Annotated in this window: 14 protein-coding genes; 12 read left to right on the top strand and 2 right to left on the bottom strand. The window is 72.4% G+C overall.

The genetic code is table 11. The features are described 5' to 3' along the window. Nucleotides 1-29 precede the first annotated feature (29 nt). The 6 genes from ABZ939_RS06665 to ABZ939_RS06640 all read left to right on the top strand — a co-directional run bounded on the left by ABZ939_RS06665 (nt 30) and on the right by ABZ939_RS06640 (nt 6,186). A complete protein-coding gene (locus tag ABZ939_RS06665; protein WP_361850691.1) occupies nt 30-1,097 on the top strand; it encodes an ABC transporter ATP-binding protein in 1,068 nt (355 codons plus the stop codon). Nucleotides 1,098-1,105: 8 nt separating this feature from the next. Beyond that, complete coding sequence (locus ABZ939_RS06660; protein ID WP_361850035.1) at nt 1,106-2,218, top strand: dipeptide ABC transporter ATP-binding protein; 1,113 nt, start codon at nt 1,106-1,108, stop codon at nt 2,216-2,218. Between the two features lie 98 nt (nt 2,219-2,316). Further along, nucleotides 2,317-2,994 carry a trimeric intracellular cation channel family protein gene (locus ABZ939_RS06655; protein WP_361850033.1) on the top strand — a complete coding sequence of 226 codons (678 nt, stop codon included), beginning with the start codon at nt 2,317-2,319 and terminating at the stop codon, nt 2,992-2,994. A gap of 23 nt (nt 2,995-3,017) precedes the next feature. After that, nucleotides 3,018-3,866: a thioesterase family protein gene (locus ABZ939_RS06650; protein WP_361850031.1), complete on the top strand. Its 849-nt coding sequence runs from the start codon at nt 3,018-3,020 to the stop codon at nt 3,864-3,866. Between the two features lie 23 nt (nt 3,867-3,889). Next, nucleotides 3,890-4,972, top strand: a complete 1,083-nt coding sequence (locus tag ABZ939_RS06645) for a WYL domain-containing protein (RefSeq protein WP_361850029.1) — start codon at nt 3,890-3,892, stop codon at nt 4,970-4,972. Between the two features lie 50 nt (nt 4,973-5,022). Next, nucleotides 5,023-6,186 carry a cysteine desulfurase family protein gene (locus tag ABZ939_RS06640; protein WP_361850027.1) on the top strand — a complete coding sequence of 388 codons (1,164 nt, stop codon included), beginning with the start codon at nt 5,023-5,025 and terminating at the stop codon, nt 6,184-6,186. Nucleotides 6,187-6,195: 9 nt separating this feature from the next. On the opposite strand, the gene ABZ939_RS06635 is transcribed toward ABZ939_RS06640, so the two are convergent. Next, nucleotides 6,196-6,846, bottom strand: a complete 651-nt coding sequence (locus ABZ939_RS06635; RefSeq protein WP_361850025.1) for an N-acetylmuramoyl-L-alanine amidase — start codon at nt 6,844-6,846, stop codon at nt 6,196-6,198. Between the two features lie 61 nt (nt 6,847-6,907). Between ABZ939_RS06635 and mnmA the strand changes: the two genes are divergently transcribed. Next, on the top strand, nt 6,908-8,035 hold the full coding sequence (gene mnmA / locus ABZ939_RS06630; RefSeq protein WP_361850023.1) for a tRNA 2-thiouridine(34) synthase MnmA: 1,128 nt from the start codon (nt 6,908-6,910) through the stop codon (nt 8,033-8,035). Between the two features lie 50 nt (nt 8,036-8,085). Here mnmA and ABZ939_RS06625 read toward each other — a convergent pair whose 3' ends face one another. After that, a complete protein-coding gene (locus tag ABZ939_RS06625) occupies nt 8,086-8,895 on the bottom strand; it encodes an alpha/beta fold hydrolase (protein ID WP_361850021.1) in 810 nt (269 codons plus the stop codon). Between the two features lie 97 nt (nt 8,896-8,992). On the opposite strand from ABZ939_RS06625, the gene ABZ939_RS06620 reads away from it, so the two are divergent. The 5 genes from ABZ939_RS06620 (at nt 8,993) to ABZ939_RS06600 (ending at nt 15,815) form a co-directional block, all read left to right on the top strand. Then, nucleotides 8,993-9,532: a TIGR00730 family Rossman fold protein gene (locus ABZ939_RS06620; RefSeq protein ID WP_361850019.1), complete on the top strand. Its 540-nt coding sequence runs from the start codon at nt 8,993-8,995 to the stop codon at nt 9,530-9,532. A gap of 7 nt (nt 9,533-9,539) precedes the next feature. Further along, nucleotides 9,540-10,238, top strand: a complete 699-nt coding sequence (locus tag ABZ939_RS06615) for an SDR family oxidoreductase (RefSeq protein WP_361850017.1) — start codon at nt 9,540-9,542, stop codon at nt 10,236-10,238. A 5-nt stretch (nt 10,239-10,243) separates the two neighbouring features. Beyond that, entirely contained in the window at nt 10,244-11,257 is a 1,014-nt protein-coding gene (locus ABZ939_RS06610) for a methionine synthase (RefSeq protein WP_361850015.1), read from the top strand. A gap of 32 nt (nt 11,258-11,289) precedes the next feature. Next, nucleotides 11,290-13,470: an NAD-dependent DNA ligase LigA gene (gene ligA / locus ABZ939_RS06605; RefSeq protein WP_361850013.1), complete on the top strand. Its 2,181-nt coding sequence runs from the start codon at nt 11,290-11,292 to the stop codon at nt 13,468-13,470. A 239-nt stretch (nt 13,471-13,709) separates the two neighbouring features. Next, nucleotides 13,710-15,815, top strand: coding sequence for a bifunctional diguanylate cyclase/phosphodiesterase (locus tag ABZ939_RS06600; protein WP_361850011.1), 2,106 nt, complete (start codon nt 13,710-13,712; stop codon nt 15,813-15,815). The last annotated feature ends 123 nt before the right edge of the window (nt 15,816-15,938 follow it).

Here is a 15,938-nt window from a genome sequence, read left to right as displayed (position 1 = left end):
GCGCCACCACCGGTCCGGTCGGCGTCCCCGTGCAGTCCGGCCCTCCGAGCGACGCGTACCTCTCGGTGCGTGACCTCAAGGTCCACTTCCCGACCGACGACGGCCTGGTCAAGTCCGTCGACGGGCTCTCCTTCGACCTGGCCCGCGGCAAGACCCTCGGCATCGTGGGCGAGTCCGGCTCCGGCAAGTCGGTCAGCTCGCTCGCCATCATGGGCCTGCACCGCACCGGCCACAGCCGCAACCGCCCGGTGATCGAGGGCGAGATCTGGCTCGACGGCGAGGAGCTGATCAGCGCCGACGCCGACGACGTACGGCGCCTGCGCGGACGCAAGATGGCGATGGTCTTCCAGGACCCGCTGTCCGCGATGCACCCGTACTACACGGTCGGCAACCAGATCGTGGAGGCGTACCGCACCCACAACCAGGTCGACAAGAAGGTCGCCCGCAAGCGCGCGGTCGAGATGCTCGACCGGGTCGGCATCCCCGAGCCCGACAAGCGGTTCGACGCCTATCCGCACGAGTTCTCCGGCGGTATGCGCCAGCGCGCGATGATCGCGATGTCGCTGGTCAACAACCCCGAACTGCTGATCGCGGACGAGCCGACCACCGCGCTCGACGTGACCGTGCAGGCGCAGATCCTGGACCTCATCCGGGACCTGCAGAAGGAGTTCGGCTCCGCGGTCATCATGATCACGCACGACCTCGGCGTCGTCGCCGAGCTCGCCGACGACATCCTCGTGATGTACGGCGGGCGGTGCATCGAGCGCGGTCCGGCCGAAGCGGTCTTCTACGAGCCGCAGCACCCCTACACCTGGGGCCTGCTGGGCTCGATGCCGCGGATCGACCGGGAGCAGACCGACCGGCTCATCCCGGTCAAGGGCTCGCCGCCCAGCCTCATCAACATCCCGAGCGGCTGCGCGTTCCACCCGCGATGCCCGTACGCCGACGTGCCCAAGGGCGGCATCACGCGCACGGAGCGCCCCGAGCTGCGGCTCGCGCCGAGTGGTGAGGCCCCCGGCCGGCACTACTCCGCCTGCCACATGTCGCCGGAGGAGCGGACCCGGATCTGGACCGAAGAGATTGCGCCGAAGCTGTGAGCGACAACATGGAACCTCTGCTCAAGGTCAACGGCCTGGTGAAGCACTTCCCGATCAAGAAGGGGCTGCTGCAGCGCCAGGTCGGGGCGGTCAAGGCGGTCGACGGCATCGACTTCGAGGTGCTGCCGGGCGAGACCCTCGGCGTCGTCGGTGAGTCCGGCTGCGGCAAGTCGACGATGGGCCGGCTGATCACCCGGCTCCTCGAACCGACCCAGGGCACGATCGAGTTCGAGGGCGTGGACGTCTCCCACCTCGGTGTGGCCAAGATGCGTCCGCTGCGCCGCGACATCCAGATGATCTTCCAGGACCCGTACGGCTCGCTGAACCCGAGGCACACGGTCGGCTCGATCATCTCGGCGCCGTTCAAGCTCCAGGGCGTGGAGCCCGAGGGCGGCGTCAAGAAGGAGGTCCAGCGCCTGCTGGGCCTGGTCGGCCTGAACCCGGAGCACTACAACCGCTACCCGCACGAGTTCTCCGGCGGTCAGCGCCAGCGCATCGGCATCGCGCGGGCGCTCGCCCTGAAGCCGAAGCTGGTCGTGGCCGACGAGCCGGTCTCCGCGCTGGACGTCTCCATCCAGGCGCAGGTGGTGAACCTCCTGGACGACCTCCAGGAGGAGCTGGGCCTCACGTACGTGATCATCGCCCACGACCTGTCGGTCATCCGGCACGTCTCGGACCGGATCGCGGTGATGTACCTCGGCAAGATCGTGGAGCTGGCGGACCGCAAGTCCCTGTACGAGTCGCCGATGCACCCGTACACGAAGGCCCTGATGTCGGCGGTCCCGGTGCCGGACCCGCGGCGCCGGGGTGCGAAGAGCGAGCGGATCCTGCTCCAGGGCGACGTCCCCTCGCCGATCGCCCCGCCGCCGGGCTGCCGCTTCCACACCCGCTGCTGGAAGGCGACGGACCTCTGCAAGACGCAGGAGCCCCCGCTCCTGGAACTCCGCCCGGGCCAGCGCGTGGCCTGCCACCACCCGGAGAACGCGGAGGGTGTGACGGTGCCGTCGGCGCGTGAGTCGGTGGAGGTCACGATCTCGAAGCCGTCCACGACGGAGACCCCGGCGGAGCCCGAGGCGCCTGTCTCCAAGGAGGCGCCGGAGGGCGACGCGCCCAAGGCGTAGCACTACGCGAGGCCCCCGCTGCCATGAGGCACGGGGGCCTCGTGCTGTGCGCCCGCCGCACGGGCACCGCCCTCGCGCGGACCCGGCACAATTGGGCGGTGCTCCACGATCTGTTCAGTCCCTCCGTACAACACGCCCTCGACCTCGTCGGCATCTTCGTCTTCGCCATCTCCGGCGCCCTCCTCGCCGTCCGCAAGAACTTCGACGTCTTCGGCATCGCCGTCCTCGCCGAGGTCACCGCCCTCGGCGGCGGCCTCCTCCGCGACCTGATCATCGGCGCCGTACCCCCCGCCGCCTTCACCGATCTCGGCTACTTCCTCATGCCGCTCGTCGCCACGGTCCTCGTCTTCTTCCTGCACCCCCAGGTCGAGCGCACCCAGACCGCCGTCAACGTCTTCGACGCCGCCGGCCTCGGCCTCTTCGCCGTCACCGGCACCACCAAGGCGTACGAGTACGGCCTGGGCCTCACCTCCTCCGCCGCGCTCGGTCTCGCGACCGCCGTCGGCGGCGGCGTCCTGCGTGACGTCCTCGCCAACGAGGTCCCCTCCCTGCTCCGCTGGGACCGGGACCTCTACGCCGTGCCCGCGATGGTGGGCGCGGCGATGGTCGTCCTCTGCATCCGCTTCGACGCCCTCAACGCGTTCACCAGCGGCGCCGCCGTCGTGACGGCCTTCGTTCTCCGCCTCCTCGCGATGCGCTACCACTGGCGCGCGCCCCGCGCCTGGAACCGCCGGTCCTCCGCCCGCGAGGAGCCCGAAAAAGCTACCGCTCAGTAGTTTCCTGCTGTACCGTCGAAAGCATGAGCACGAGCATCGAGACGATCGCGGGGACGAGCGAGTTCGACCGCGACACCGCCGTCACCCTCCGCGCCCCCGGTGTCTACGACGCCGATCTCTCCGCCGGCTGGACGATCATCAACGCCGTCAACGGCGGCTATCTCCTCGCCCTGCTCGGCCGCGCACTCGGTGACCACCTCCCGCACCCGGACCCGTTCACGATCTCGGCGCACTACCTCACGCCGTCCGCGCCCGGCCCCGCGGTGATCCGCACCGAGACCGTCCGCACCGGCCGCACGCTCTCCACCGGCCAGGCGTCCCTCTTCCAGTACGCCGAGGACGGCACCGAGGTCGAGCGCATCCGGGTCCTCGCCTCGTACGGAGACCTCGACGCGCTCCCCGACGACGTCCGCACCGCCGCCACACCCCCGGCCATCGCGCCCATCGAGCACTGCTTCGGCGCCTCCGACGGCCCCACGCCGCAGATCCCCGGCTCCAACGCCATCACCGAGCGGCTCGCCCTCAAGCTCGACCCCGCCACCGTCGGCTGGGCGATCGGCGCGCCCTCGGGCAAGGGCGAGATGCGCGGCTGGTTCGGCCTCGCCGACGGCCGCGAGCCCGACGCGCTCTCCCTGCTCCTCACCGTCGACGCCCTGCCGCCGACCTCCTTCGAGCTGGGCCTCAAGGGCTGGACCCCGACCGTCGAGCTCACCACCCACATCCGCTGCCGCCCGGCCCCCGGCCCGCTGCGCGTCTCCATCACCACCCGCAACCTCGCCGGCGGCTTCCTGGAGGAGGACGCCGAGGTCTGGGACAGCGCGGACCGGCTCGTCGCCCAGTCCCGCCAGCTGGCCCGGGCCCCGCGCGGCTGACCCTGCGCCGCTAACGTGAGCCGGTGAAGTCCGACCGGCTCCTCTCCCTCCTGCTGCTCCTCCAGACCCGGGGCCTGGTCCCCGCCACGGAGCTCGCCGAGCGCCTCGAAGTCTCCGTACGCACCATCTACCGGGACGTCGAGGCGCTCTCGGCGTCCGGCGTGCCCGTGTACGCCGAGCGCGGCCGGCACGGCGGCATCACCCTCCTCCCCGGCTTCCGTACGGACGTCACGGGCCTGACCGCGGACGAGTCCCGCGCCCTGTTCGTCCTCGCCGCCCAGGGCGCCCACGCGGCCCTCGGCCTCGACCGGGCCCTCGGCTCCGCCCTGCGCAAGGTGATGGCCGCACTCCCCGAACCCCACCGGCCCGCCGCCGAACTGACCAGCCGCCGGATCCTGGTCGACCCGGACCGCTGGATGCGCACGCCCCTTCCGGCCGTGGACCTGGACGTCCTCGACCGGGCGGTCTTCGCCGACCGGCGGCTGCGGCTGCGGTACCGGAGCAGCGGGGCGCCGGCCCCGAAGACGTACACGGTCGACCCGTACGGTCTCGTCGTGAAGGCGGGCGTCTGGTACCTGGTCGCCGACCACCGCCGCGAGCCGCGGCTCTTCCGCGCGGACCGGGTGCACCGGGCCGACCTCCTCGACGACCCGGTCCGCCGCCGGGCGGGCGCCGAACTGGCCGAGGTGTGGGAGCAACTGCGCCGCCGCGTCGAGGAACGCCCCGCCGGTGTCCTGGTGCGGGCCCGGGTCCACCGCGACCGTCTGGACCGCTTCCTCCGCCTGCACGGCGACCGCCTGACCACCGCCCCCGAGCGGGGGGAGGAGTGGACCGAGGTCGAACTGGCCCTCACCGAACTCGGCGACGCCCGCCCGCTCCTGGCCCTCGGCGGCAGCCTCGAGGTCCTGGAACCGGAGGAGGTCCGCACCCTGCTGGCAGAGGCGGCGGCGGAGATCGTCGCGCTCTATTCGGACCTCGGTGTGGGCGACTCTTCCGCCGGGGCCGAGGGTCCCCCGGGACGAAGTCCCAGAGGGAGGGTGGGCACACCCCACGACCCCGGCGCGGGTAGCGGTGCGTCCGCCCCGGGCCCCGCCCCGGTGGCGTAAACCGGCCACGGAGCCGAGGCGCGGGAGCACCCTCGTAGAATCAGAACACCATGGCTTACCTCGACCACGCCGCGACCACGCCCATGCTCCCCGAGGCGATCGAGGCGATGACCGCCCAGCTCGCCGTCACCGGCAACGCCTCCTCGCTGCACGCGGCCGGGCGGCACGCCCGGCGGACCGTCGAGGAGGCGCGCGAGACCCTCGCCGCCGCCCTGGGCGCCCGGCCCAGCGAAGTCGTCTTCACCTCCGGTGGTACCGAGGCCGACAACCTCGCCGTCAAGGGCCTCTACTGGGCCCGCCGCGACGCCGACCCGGCCCGCACCCGCGTCCTCGCCAGCCCCGTCGAGCACCATGCCGTTCTCGACGCCGTGGACTGGCTCGCCACGCACGAGGGCGCCACCGTCGAGTACCTGCCCGTCGACCGGTACGGGCGCGTCCACCCCGACGACCTGCGCGAGGCGATCGCCCGCGAGCCGGAGAGCGTCGCGCTCGCCACCGTCATGTGGGCGAACAACGAGATCGGCACGATCATGCCGGTCCGCGAACTCGCTGACGCCGCCCGCGAGTTCGATGTCCCCCTGCACGCCGACGCGGTCCAGGCCTTCGGCCAGATCCCGGTCGACTTCGCAGCCTCCGGCCTCGCCGCCCTCACCGTCTCCGGCCACAAGATCGGCGGACCGTACGGCATCGGCGCGCTGCTCCTGGGCCGTGAGTACAGCCCCGTACCCGTCCTGCACGGCGGCGGGCAGGAGCGCCATGTCCGCTCCGGCACCCTGGACGTGCCCGCCATCGCCGCGTTCGCCGTCGCCGGGCGGCTCGCCGCCGAGCGGCGCGAGGAGTTCGCCCGGGAGATCGGCGCCCTGCGCGACGAGCTCGTCGCCGCCGTCCGTGCCGCCGTCCCCGACGCGGTCCTCGGCGGCGATCCGGTCGACCGGCTCCCCGCCAACGCCCACTTCACCTTCCCCGGCTGCGAGGGCGACTCGCTGCTCCTGCTGCTCGACGCCCAGGGCATCGAGTGCTCCACCGGCTCCGCCTGCACGGCCGGCGTCGCCCAGCCCAGCCATGTGCTGCTCGCCACCGGCACCGACCCGGACCTCGCCCGGGGCACCCTGCGCTTCACCCTCGGCCACACCTCCACCAAGGAGGACGTGGCGGCGGTCGCCGACGCCATCGGCCCGGCCGTCGAGCGGGCGCGGACCGCGGGCCTCATGTGACCGCGGACCTCATGTGACCTTCTTCGAAGCCTCCCGTACGAGCTTCATGTAGCGGTCCCAGTCCCAGTGCGGCCCGGGGTCCGTGTGATCGGTCCCGGGCACCTCGACGTGTCCGATGATGTGTTTCCGGTCGACCGGGATGCCGTACCGGGCGCAGATCCCGGCGGTCAGCCGCGCCGAGGACGCGTACATCGCCGGTGTGAAGTCCTGCGGCCGGTCGACGAAGCCCTCGTGCTCGATGCCGACGCTCCGCTCGTTCATGTCCCGGTTCCCGGCGTGGAAGGCCACGTCGAGCTCGCGGATCATCTGCGCGACATGCCCGTCCTTACGGACGACATAGTGCGTGGCGGCGCCGTGCCCCGGGTTCTTGAAGACCTTCAGGGCGCTCGCGTAGCTGCCCTGGACGACATGGATCACCACCCGGTCGATGGTGTAGTCGTCGGGCCGGTCCGCCCGCCGCCAGTTCGCACGCGACGCGGCGGACCAGTCGGCGCCCTTGTGGTCGAGCTCGCCCTCGATCCGCTTCTTCTCCGTGCCGGGCAGCCGCCACCAGGCGCGCGCCAGCTCGTCGCGGGCCAGCGCCGCCGTCCCCAGCACGGCGACGCCGCCGCCCAGCAGGACGGCTCGCCGCCCCACCCCCCGCTTCTTGTCACTCCCCATGTGCAGGACAACGCTTACTCACGCGACCGCGGTTCCCGGAGCCCCGTACCCTGGTAGGGCTATGACTGAGACTCCCCAGCGCCCGCTCCGTGTCCTCGCCGCCATGTCCGGCGGTGTGGACTCCGCCGTCGCCGCCGCCCGCGCCGCCGAAGCAGGGCACGACGTCACGGGGGTGCACCTGGCGCTCTCCGCGAACCCGCAGTCCTTCCGTACCGGCGCGCGCGGCTGCTGCACCATCGAGGACTCCCGCGACGCCCGCCGGGCGGCGGACGTCATCGGCATCCCCTTCTACGTGTGGGACCTCGCCGAACGCTTCCGCGAGGACGTCGTCGACGACTTCGTCGCGGAGTACGAGGCGGGCCGCACCCCCAACCCGTGCCTGCGCTGCAACGAGAAGATCAAGTTCGCGGCGCTGCTCGACAAGGCGCTCGCGCTCGGCTTCGACGCGGTCTGCACCGGCCACTACGCCACGGTCGTGCTGACCGAGGACGGCTCGCGCGAGCTGCACCGGGCGTCCGACATGGCCAAGGACCAGTCGTACGTCCTCGGCGTCCTGGACGAGAAGCAGCTCGCCCACGCGATGTTCCCGCTGGGCGACACCCTCACCACCAAGGACGAGATCCGGGCGGAGGCGGAGCGGCGCGGGCTCGCGGTGGCGAAGAAGCCCGACAGCCACGACATCTGCTTCATCGCCGACGGCGACACCCAGGGCTTCCTGGCCTCCCGGCTCGGCCGCGCGGAGGGCGACATCGTCGACGAGTCGGGTACGAAGGTGGGCACCCACGAGGGTGCGTACGGATTCACCATCGGTCAGCGCAAGGGGCTGCGGATCGGCCACCCGGCGCCGGACGGCAAGCCGCGCTACGTCCTCGACATCTCGCCCGTGAACAACACGGTCACGGTCGGACCGGTCGAGGCGCTCGACGTCACCGGCCTGACGGCGATCAAGCCCCGCTGGTGCGGCACGGCCCCCGAGGGCACCGGCCGCTACACCGCCCAGCTGCGCGCCCACGGCGGCGAGACCGAAGTGACGGCCTCGCTGGAGGACGGCGAGCTGAAGGTCTCCTTCGACGAGCCGGTCCGCGGTGTCGCGCCCGGCCAGGCGATCGTGCTGTACGACGGCACGCGCGTGGTGGGCTCGGCGACGATCGCGACGACGGTACGGCGCACGGAGCCGGCGAGCCTCTGACGGGAGGCCGCGGCACCGGCAGCCGGCGCGCGCTCGCGGCGCGCGCCGGTTCAGTCCTCCTCGTAGAACTCCTCGAGGACCGGCGCCAGGACGTGCGGGCCCACCAGGTGCGTCTGGCCCGTCAGGGTGCGGTGCCGGGCGCGAGGGAGAGCCGCCGAGACGACCCGGGCCGCGCGGCGCATCCAGGCGGGGCTCGCGCCGCCGTCGACCACCAGCACGCGCGCGTGGACCCGCCCCAGCCACGCGGCCGGCACCGCGCCGTCGCCCAGGACCGCGTGGTCGTACGCCAAGGTGTGCGCCACGGCCTCCAGCCGCGGCCACGCCTCCGAGCCCCGCATCCCGGCCAGCGCCTCCGGCGCCATCGCGTCCGCCAGGAACAGCTCCACGGCCGCCGCCCGCTGTCCCCGGTCCAGGAGCCCGGTCAGCCGGCGCCGGTGGGCCGCGAACGTCTCCCGGGCTCCGGACTCCGCCGAGAACGGCGGCTCGTAGACCGACAGCCGGTCGATCGGGACGCCGGCCTCCGCCGCGGCCAGCGCCAGCGCCCCTCCCGAGGACGTGCCGTGCACGGCCACCCGGTCGCCCACCTCGTGGATCAGCGCCGCCAGATCGTCGATCTCCCGCTCCACGGTGTACGGACCGGTGTCTCCGCTCCCACCGCGCCCCCGCCGGTCGTAGGTCACGACCGAGAAGCGCGCCGCGAGCAGCTCGGCCAGCGGCCGCTCGGACGCGCCGGTGCACAGCGCCCCGCCCACCAGGATCACCGGCGCCCCCTCCCCGCGCCGCTCGTAGACGATCCGCGTCCCGTCCCCCGACGTGACCCGTCCCCGGGACCTGCTCGGCGTGCCGTTCATCTCGTCCATGCCAGTGATGACCGGGGGCGCTCCCGGAACTCATCGGTGGGGGAGGGGAATTCCCGTAAGAAGCTCGAAAGCCGAGGTCACGGATAGGGTGCGGCCCATGAACATCTGTGTCTTCCTCTCCGCCGCCGACCTCGACGAGCGCTACACCGCCCCCGCCCGCGACTTCGCCGAACGTCTCGGGAAGGCCGGCCACACCCTCGTCTGGGGAGGCTCCGACGTCGGCCTGATGAAGGTCGTCGCCGACGGCGTGCAGGAGACGGGAGGACGACTCGTCGGCGTCTCCGTCGACTTCCTCGCCGCCAAGGCCCGGCCGGGCGCCGACGAGATGATCGTCGCCAAGGACCTCGCCGAGCGCAAAGCGCTGCTTCTGGCCAAGTCCGACGCGATCGTGGTCATGGTCGGCGGCACCGGCACGCTCGACGAGGCCACCGAGGTCCTGGAGTTGAGGAAGCACGGCAAGCACACCAAGCCCGTGGTGCTGCTGAACACGGCCGGGTTCTACGACGGTCTGAAGGCCCAGTTCCACCGCATGGAGGACGAGGGCTTCCTGCCCCTGCCGCTGACGGACCTGGTCTTCTTCGCGGAGGACGGCGTGTCCGCTCTCGCCTACCTGGAGGCGTCGACCGGCGTGCGGTGATGCGAGCATGGTGCGCATGCCTACACATGTGATCACCGGGGCGGGTTCCGGCATCGGCGCGGCCGTCGCCCGCCGTCTGCACGCGCGCGGGGACGAGCTCGTGCTCCACGCGCGCGACGCGGGCAGGGCCAAGGAGCTCGCCGCCGAGTTCCCCGGCTCCAGGACCCTCGTCGGGGACCTCGCCGACCCCGACCGGCTCTCCTGGGCGTTCTCGCACCAGACCCTGCCCGAGCGGGTCGACACCCTCCTGCACATCGCGGGCGTCGTCGACCTCGGGCCGGTCGGCGAGCTCACCCCCAAGACCTGGCGCCATCAGCTCAACGTCAACCTCGTCGCCCCCGCCGAGCTGACCCGGCACTTCCTGCCCCAGCTGCGGGTCTCCCAGGGGCACGTGGTGTTCGTCAACTCCGGCGCCGGGCTCAACGCCCACGCCGAGTGGGGCGCCTACGCCGCCTCCAAGCACGGCCTGAAGGCGCTCGCCGACTCCCTGCGCCACGAGGAGCACGGCAACGGGGTGCGGGTCACCTCGGTCTACCCGGGCCGGACCGCCAGCCCGATGCAGGCGAAGGTCCACGCGCAGGAGGGCAAGGAGTACGACCCCTCGCGCTGGATCGACCCGGAGTCGGTCGCGACGACGATCGTCACGGCCATCGACCTGCCACGCGACGCCGAGATCAACGACCTGACGGTTCGTCCGGGACGGTAGGAACGGTGACCGAGACCAGCGAGACGCACGCGTTCGGCCAGGGCCCCGCCACCGGCGTGGGGTCCATGCCCGGTGGGGACGCCCGGGAGGCCGCGAAGACCGTCGTCGGCTCCTTCGAGGACTTCCCCTTCCTGGCGGAGCTGCCGGCCCGCGGGCCCGGCGCCGACATGATCGGCCGGACCATCGGGATGCTCGTCGAGATGTACGCCCACGTGGAGCCGAGCGGATGGCGGGTCAGCGACCGGCCCGGCCGGGACACCCGGCGCGCCCGCTCCTGGCTCGGCGAGGACCTCGACGCCCTGGAGGAGTTCACCCAGGGTTACGAAGGCCCGCTCAAGGTCCAGGCCGTCGGCCCCTGGACGCTCGCCGCCGCCCTGGAGCTGCGCGGTGGCGAGGCGGCGCTCGGCGACCCCGGAGCCTGCCGGGACCTCACGGGCTCCCTCGCCGAGGGGCTGGGCCATCACCTCGCCGAGCTCCGCAAGCGGGTCCCCGGCGCCCGGCTCGTCCTCCAGCTCGACGAGCCCTCGCTGACGGCCGTCCTGCGCGGCCACATCCGTACCGCCAGCGGCTACCGCACCCATCGCGCCGTCGACCGGCAGATCGTCGAGAGCGCCCTGCGCGAGGTGATCGCGGTCCACGACGGCCCGGTCGTCGTGCACTCCTGCGCCCCCGACGTCCCGTTCGGGCTGCTGCGCCGGGCCGGCGTCCACGGGATCTCGTTCGACTTCTCGCTGCTCACCGAACGTGACGAGGAGCCGATCGGCGAGGCCGTAGAGTCCGGCACCAAGCTCTTCGCGGGCGTGGTGCCCTCGACCGACACTCCATTGTCGGACCCGGGCGGTAGCGTCATGGGTGTCAGGACGCTGTGGCGCAGGCTGGGGCTGAATCCGGGGACTCTCGCCGAGTCCGTGGTGATCACCCCGACGTGCGGTCTCGCGGGCGCATCACCGGCATATGCCCGGGCGGCGCTCGCGCACTGCGCCAGGGCGGCGAGATCGCTCGCGGACAACCCTGAGTGACGGGGTCAGAGGCAACGGGAGGACGAGTAACGGTGGCAGTCGAACAGGGGGCCCTGCCCGCCGAGGCACGGGAGAAGCACGCCGACCTGGCCGAGCAGGTCGAGGAGCACCGCTTCCGGTACTACGTGAAGGACCAGCCGGTCATCAGCGACGGCGAGTTCGACAAGCTCCTGCGCGACCTGGAGGCGCTGGAGGAGGAGTATCCCGAGCTGCGCACGCCGGACTCGCCGACCCAGAAGGTCGCGGGGCAGTACGAGACCGAGTTCACCTCCGTCGAGCACCGCGAGCGCATGCTCTCCCTCGACAACGCCTTCGACGACCTGGAACTGGCCGCCTGGGCCGAGCGGATCGCCCGTGACGTGGGCGCCGCCGAGCACCACTTCCTCTGCGAGCTCAAGGTCGACGGCCTCGCCGTGAACCTCACGTACGAGCACGGCAGGCTGACCCGGGCGGCGACCCGTGGCGACGGTCGCTCGGGCGAGGACATCACGCCCAACGTGCGGACGATCGCGGACATCCCGGACCGGCTGCACGGGGACCGCATCCCGGACCTCGTCGAGATCCGTGGCGAGGTCTACTTCCCGATGGAGGCCTTCCAGGCCCTCAACGCCCGCCTGGTCGAGGCGGGGGACAAGCCCTTCGCCAACCCGCGCAACGCGGCGGCCGGTTCGCTGCGCCAGAAGGACCCCAAGGTCACCGCGACCCGCCCGCTGCACATGGTCGTGCACGGCATCGGCGCCCGTGAGGGCTTCGACATCGACCTCCTCAGCCAGGCGTACGGACTGCTGCGCGAGTGGGGCCTGCCGACCGCCCAGCACAACAGGGTGGTCGGCTCGCTCGACGAGGTACGGGAGTTCATCGCGTACTTCGGGGAGAACCGGCACTCCGTGGAGCACGAGATCGACGGGGTCGTCGTCAAGCTGGACGAGGTCCCGCTCCAGGGCCGGCTCGGCTCCACCGCGCGCGCCCCGCGCTGGGCGATCGCCTGGAAGTACGCGCCGGAGGAGGTCAACACCAAGCTCGTCGACATCAAGGTCGGCGTCGGCCGGACCGGCCGGGTCACTCCGTACGCGCAGGTGGAGCCGGTCACGGTCGCGGGCTCCGAGGTCGAGTTCGCCACCCTCCACAACCAGGAGGTGGTGAAGGCCAAGGGCGTGCTGATCGGGGACACGGTCGTGCTGCGCAAGGCCGGTGACGTCATCCCGGAGATCCTCGGACCGGTGGCCGATCTGCGGGACGGCACCGAGCGGGAGTTCGTGATGCCGGCCGAGTGCCCCGGGTGCGGGACGCCGCTGCGGGCCATGAAGGAGGGCGACATCGATCTGCGCTGCCCCAACGCGCGGACCTGCCCGGCCCAACTGCGTGAACGTCTCTTCTATCTGGCCGGCCGTGAGTGCCTGGACATCGAGAACTTCGGCGCGGTGGCCGCCGCGGCGCTGACCCGCCCGCTGGAGCCGGCCGAGCCGCCGCTGGCCGACGAGGGCGACCTCTTCGACCTCACCATCGAGCGTCTCCTGCCGATCAAGGCGTACGTCCTCGACCAGGACAGCGGGCTGCCCAAGCGCGACCCGAAGACCGGCGAGGAGAAGGTCGTCACGGTCTTCGCCAACCAGAAGGGCGAGCCGAAGAAGAACGCGCTCGCGATGCTGGCGAACATCGAGGCGGCCAAGACGCGGCCGCTGGCCCGGTTCATCAACGGTCTGTCGATCCGCCACGTGGGGCCGGTGGCCGCCCAGGCGCTGGCTCGGGAGTTCCGCTCCCTGGACCGGATCGAGCAGGCGACCGAGGAGGAGCTGGCGGCCGTCGACGGGGTCGGCGGGATCATCGCGGCCGCGGTGAAGGACTGGTTCTCCGAGGAGTGGCACCGGGAGATCGTGCGCAAGTGGCGCGCGGCCGGGGTCCGGTTCGAGGACGAGGGCGCCGGCGAGGAGCAGGGACCGCGTCCGCTGGCGGGACTGACCGTCGTCGTGACCGGCACCCTGCAGAACTTCACGAGGGATGGCGCAAAAGAGTCGCTCCAGAACCTCGGAGCGAAGGTGACCGGTTCCGTTTCGAAGAAGACCGACTTCGTGGTCGTCGGTGACAACCCGGGCTCCAAGTACGACAAGGCGATGCAGCTGAAGGTTCCGGTTCTGGACGAGGACGGCTTCGCGGTGCTGCTCGCGCAGGGTCCGGAGGCCGCTCGGGAGGCAGCGGTGCCGGTAGAGGAATAGACGGGAGAGAGGCAAGGGGCAGCCGGGAACATCACCCGTTCGGCGCATATCAGATCGTTACGGGTGGCCGGGTCGCATTCGGGCAAGACATGGAGAGCGCTGCCCGTCGGAGCCCTCCGCAGCCTAGTGTTGAGACCGTGCGTCTGCCGTGCACGGCCGTGTGAGGGCTCTGCCGGTCGTGGAGGCATGACAACGGCCCATCGCGTTGCAACGGCACCGCCGGCTGTGAGAGGGACGGAATGAAACCGACCGAGAGTGCCGCCCCGGTCTCACGACCGCGAGGCCGGGCGGCGGCCTTCGTGGGCATCACCTCCGGGCTGCCCGGAGCCGTGGTGGGCCTCGCCGCCGTCGTGCTCGTCACCGGGCTCTACCGGGCCCTGAGCACCGGCCACGGACTCTTCCCCGGCGGCGCCGCGGGCTGGTCCCTCGCCGTCCTCACCGGGTTCATCGTCGGACACCTGGTCGCCCTCGGCCGCGACCGCTGGTGGGGCGGCACCGGCTCCGGCGCCGCCCTCACCCTCGCGGTCCTGCTGCTGTACGGCTGGGTGCCCGCCGGCCTCGTCTCCATGGCCGTCGTCGTGCTGGTCGGCGCCGCCCGCCGCCACCGCTGGCGACAGGGGCTGGTGCACGGCGCCGCGGACGTCCTCGGCATCGGCGCGGCCGCCCTGGTCCTCGCCGCGTTCGGAGACGTACCGACCGTGGAGAACCCCTGGCAGCCCCTCGACTGGGGGATCGCCGACGTACCGGAAGTCGCGCTTGCCGCGGCCGCCTATCTCGTGGTGACCCGGCTGCTCCTGTGGTACGCCCTCTCGCCCCAGGGCGGCGGACTGCCGACCGTCGCCCGTACGGCCCTGCTCCGGCAGGGCCTCGTCGCGGTCGCACTGCTCGGCATCGCCCCGCTGATCTGTGTCGTCGCGGGCTCCCAGCCCGTGCTGCTGCCGCTCTTCGCCGTCCCGCTCATCGCCCTCGACTCCACCCTGTGGATAGCCCGCGCCCGCGCCGAGGAACAGCTGCGCGACCCGCTGACGGGGCTGCCGAACCGCCAGTGGCTCCTGGAGCGGGCCTGGACGGCGCTGGAGCAGGCCGAGGGGGAGGGCGCGCGCTCCGCCCTCGTCCTGATCGACCTCGACCGTTTCCGATCGGTCAACGACACCCTCGGGCATCTCGCCGGCGACCGGCTGCTGCTCCAGATCGCGGAGCGGCTCAAGCTGGCCCTGCCGCGCGGGGCGGAGGCCGCGCGGCTCGGCGGCGACGAGTTCGCCGTCCTGATCCCGACGGCCGACTCCACCACGAGCGCCCAGCGGGTCGCCCGCCACCTCGTCGCCGAACTCTCCTCGCCGCTCGACCTGGACGGGCTCACGCTCGTCCTGGAGGCGAGCGCCGGCGTCGCCGTCTTCCCCGACCACGCACTCGACGCCGAGGGGCTGCTGCGCCGCGCCGACGTCGCGATGTACCAGGCGAAGCGGGACCGCACGGGCGTGGAGGTGTACGAGTCGAAGCGCGACTCCAACACCCCCGACCGGCTCGGCCTCCTCGGCGACCTGCGCCGCGCCCTGGACGCCGGCGAGGTCGAACTCCACTACCAGCCCAAGGTCCGCTTCGACGGCCAGGTCGCCGGCCTGGAGGCCCTGGTGCGCTGGGTGCATCCGGAGCGCGGCCGGGTCCCCCCGGACGAGTTCATCGCGATCGCCGAGTCCTCGGGCCTCATGCCGCACCTCACCGAGTACGTCCTCGAGACCGCGCTCGCGCAGGTGGCCCGATGGCGCGCGCAGGGGTTGAACGTTCCTGTGGCCGTCAACGTGTCGCCCCGGGACGTCCACACGCCCGGCTTCGCCGGTGCGGTCGCCGCCCGCCTGGCCCGCCACGGGGTCCCGGCCGGCGCCCTGCAGCTGGAGATAACGGAACACGTGCTCCTGGAGGACCCGCAGCGCGCCGCCGACACCATGGCGGGCCTGACCGGCCACGGCGTGAAGATGTCCCTGGACGACTTCGGCACCGGTTACTCCTCCCTGGTGCACCTGCGGCGCCTCCCGGTGAGCGAGCTGAAGATCGACCGCTCCTTCGTGGCCCGCCTCGCCGTCGACGCGGAGGACGCCGAGATCGTCCGCTGCACCCTCGACCTCGCCCACTCGCTCGGCCTGCTCGTGGTCGCCGAGGGCGTCGAGGACGACGAGACCTGGGAGCGCCTGCGCGACCTGGGCTGCGACGCGGTCCAGGGCTGGCTGGTCGCCGCCGCGATGCCGCCCGGCGAGACCACGGCCTGGCTCCGCGCCCGCGGCGAGCACGGCTGGCGCCGCCCGGCGGACCTGGCGGCCGAGCTCGACAAGGACCAGGTGGCGCAGTAGCGGCGCGGCGGGGTGCCCGGGGCGAGCCACCAGCTCCTCGCCAAGCTCTACAACCGCCGGGCCATCGACGCCGCGCAGATCGTCGAGGAGATGCTCCAGTACGCGGAGCAGATCAAGCCCTTC

Source organism: Streptomyces sp. NPDC046712, assembly GCF_040645695.1.
Lineage (GTDB): Bacteria > Actinomycetota > Actinomycetes > Streptomycetales > Streptomycetaceae > Streptomyces.
Note: the sequence above shows the minus strand (reverse complement) of the source record. Positions and strands in the feature narration are given on the sequence as shown.

What these genes read in the sequence shown, in the direction of transcription:
- ABZ939_RS06660 (WP_361850035.1), top strand. Translation starts at nt 1,106, where the DNA reads ATGGAACCTCTGCTCAAGGTCAACGGCCTGGTGAAGCACTTCCCGATC.
- ABZ939_RS06650 (WP_361850031.1), top strand. Translation starts at nt 3,018, where the DNA reads ATGAGCACGAGCATCGAGACGATCGCGGGGACGAGCGAGTTCGACCGC.
- ABZ939_RS06640 (WP_361850027.1), top strand. Translation starts at nt 5,023, where the DNA reads ATGGCTTACCTCGACCACGCCGCGACCACGCCCATGCTCCCCGAGGCG.
- ABZ939_RS06635 (WP_361850025.1), bottom strand. Translation starts at nt 6,846, where the DNA reads ATGGGGAGTGACAAGAAGCGGGGGGTGGGGCGGCGAGCCGTCCTGCTG.
- mnmA (WP_361850023.1), top strand. Translation starts at nt 6,908, where the DNA reads ATGACTGAGACTCCCCAGCGCCCGCTCCGTGTCCTCGCCGCCATGTCC.
- ABZ939_RS06625 (WP_361850021.1), bottom strand. Translation starts at nt 8,895, where the DNA reads ATGGACGAGATGAACGGCACGCCGAGCAGGTCCCGGGGACGGGTCACG.
- ABZ939_RS06620 (WP_361850019.1), top strand. Translation starts at nt 8,993, where the DNA reads ATGAACATCTGTGTCTTCCTCTCCGCCGCCGACCTCGACGAGCGCTAC.
- ABZ939_RS06615 (WP_361850017.1), top strand. Translation starts at nt 9,540, where the DNA reads ATGGTGCGCATGCCTACACATGTGATCACCGGGGCGGGTTCCGGCATC.
- ABZ939_RS06600 (WP_361850011.1), top strand. Translation starts at nt 13,710, where the DNA reads ATGAAACCGACCGAGAGTGCCGCCCCGGTCTCACGACCGCGAGGCCGG.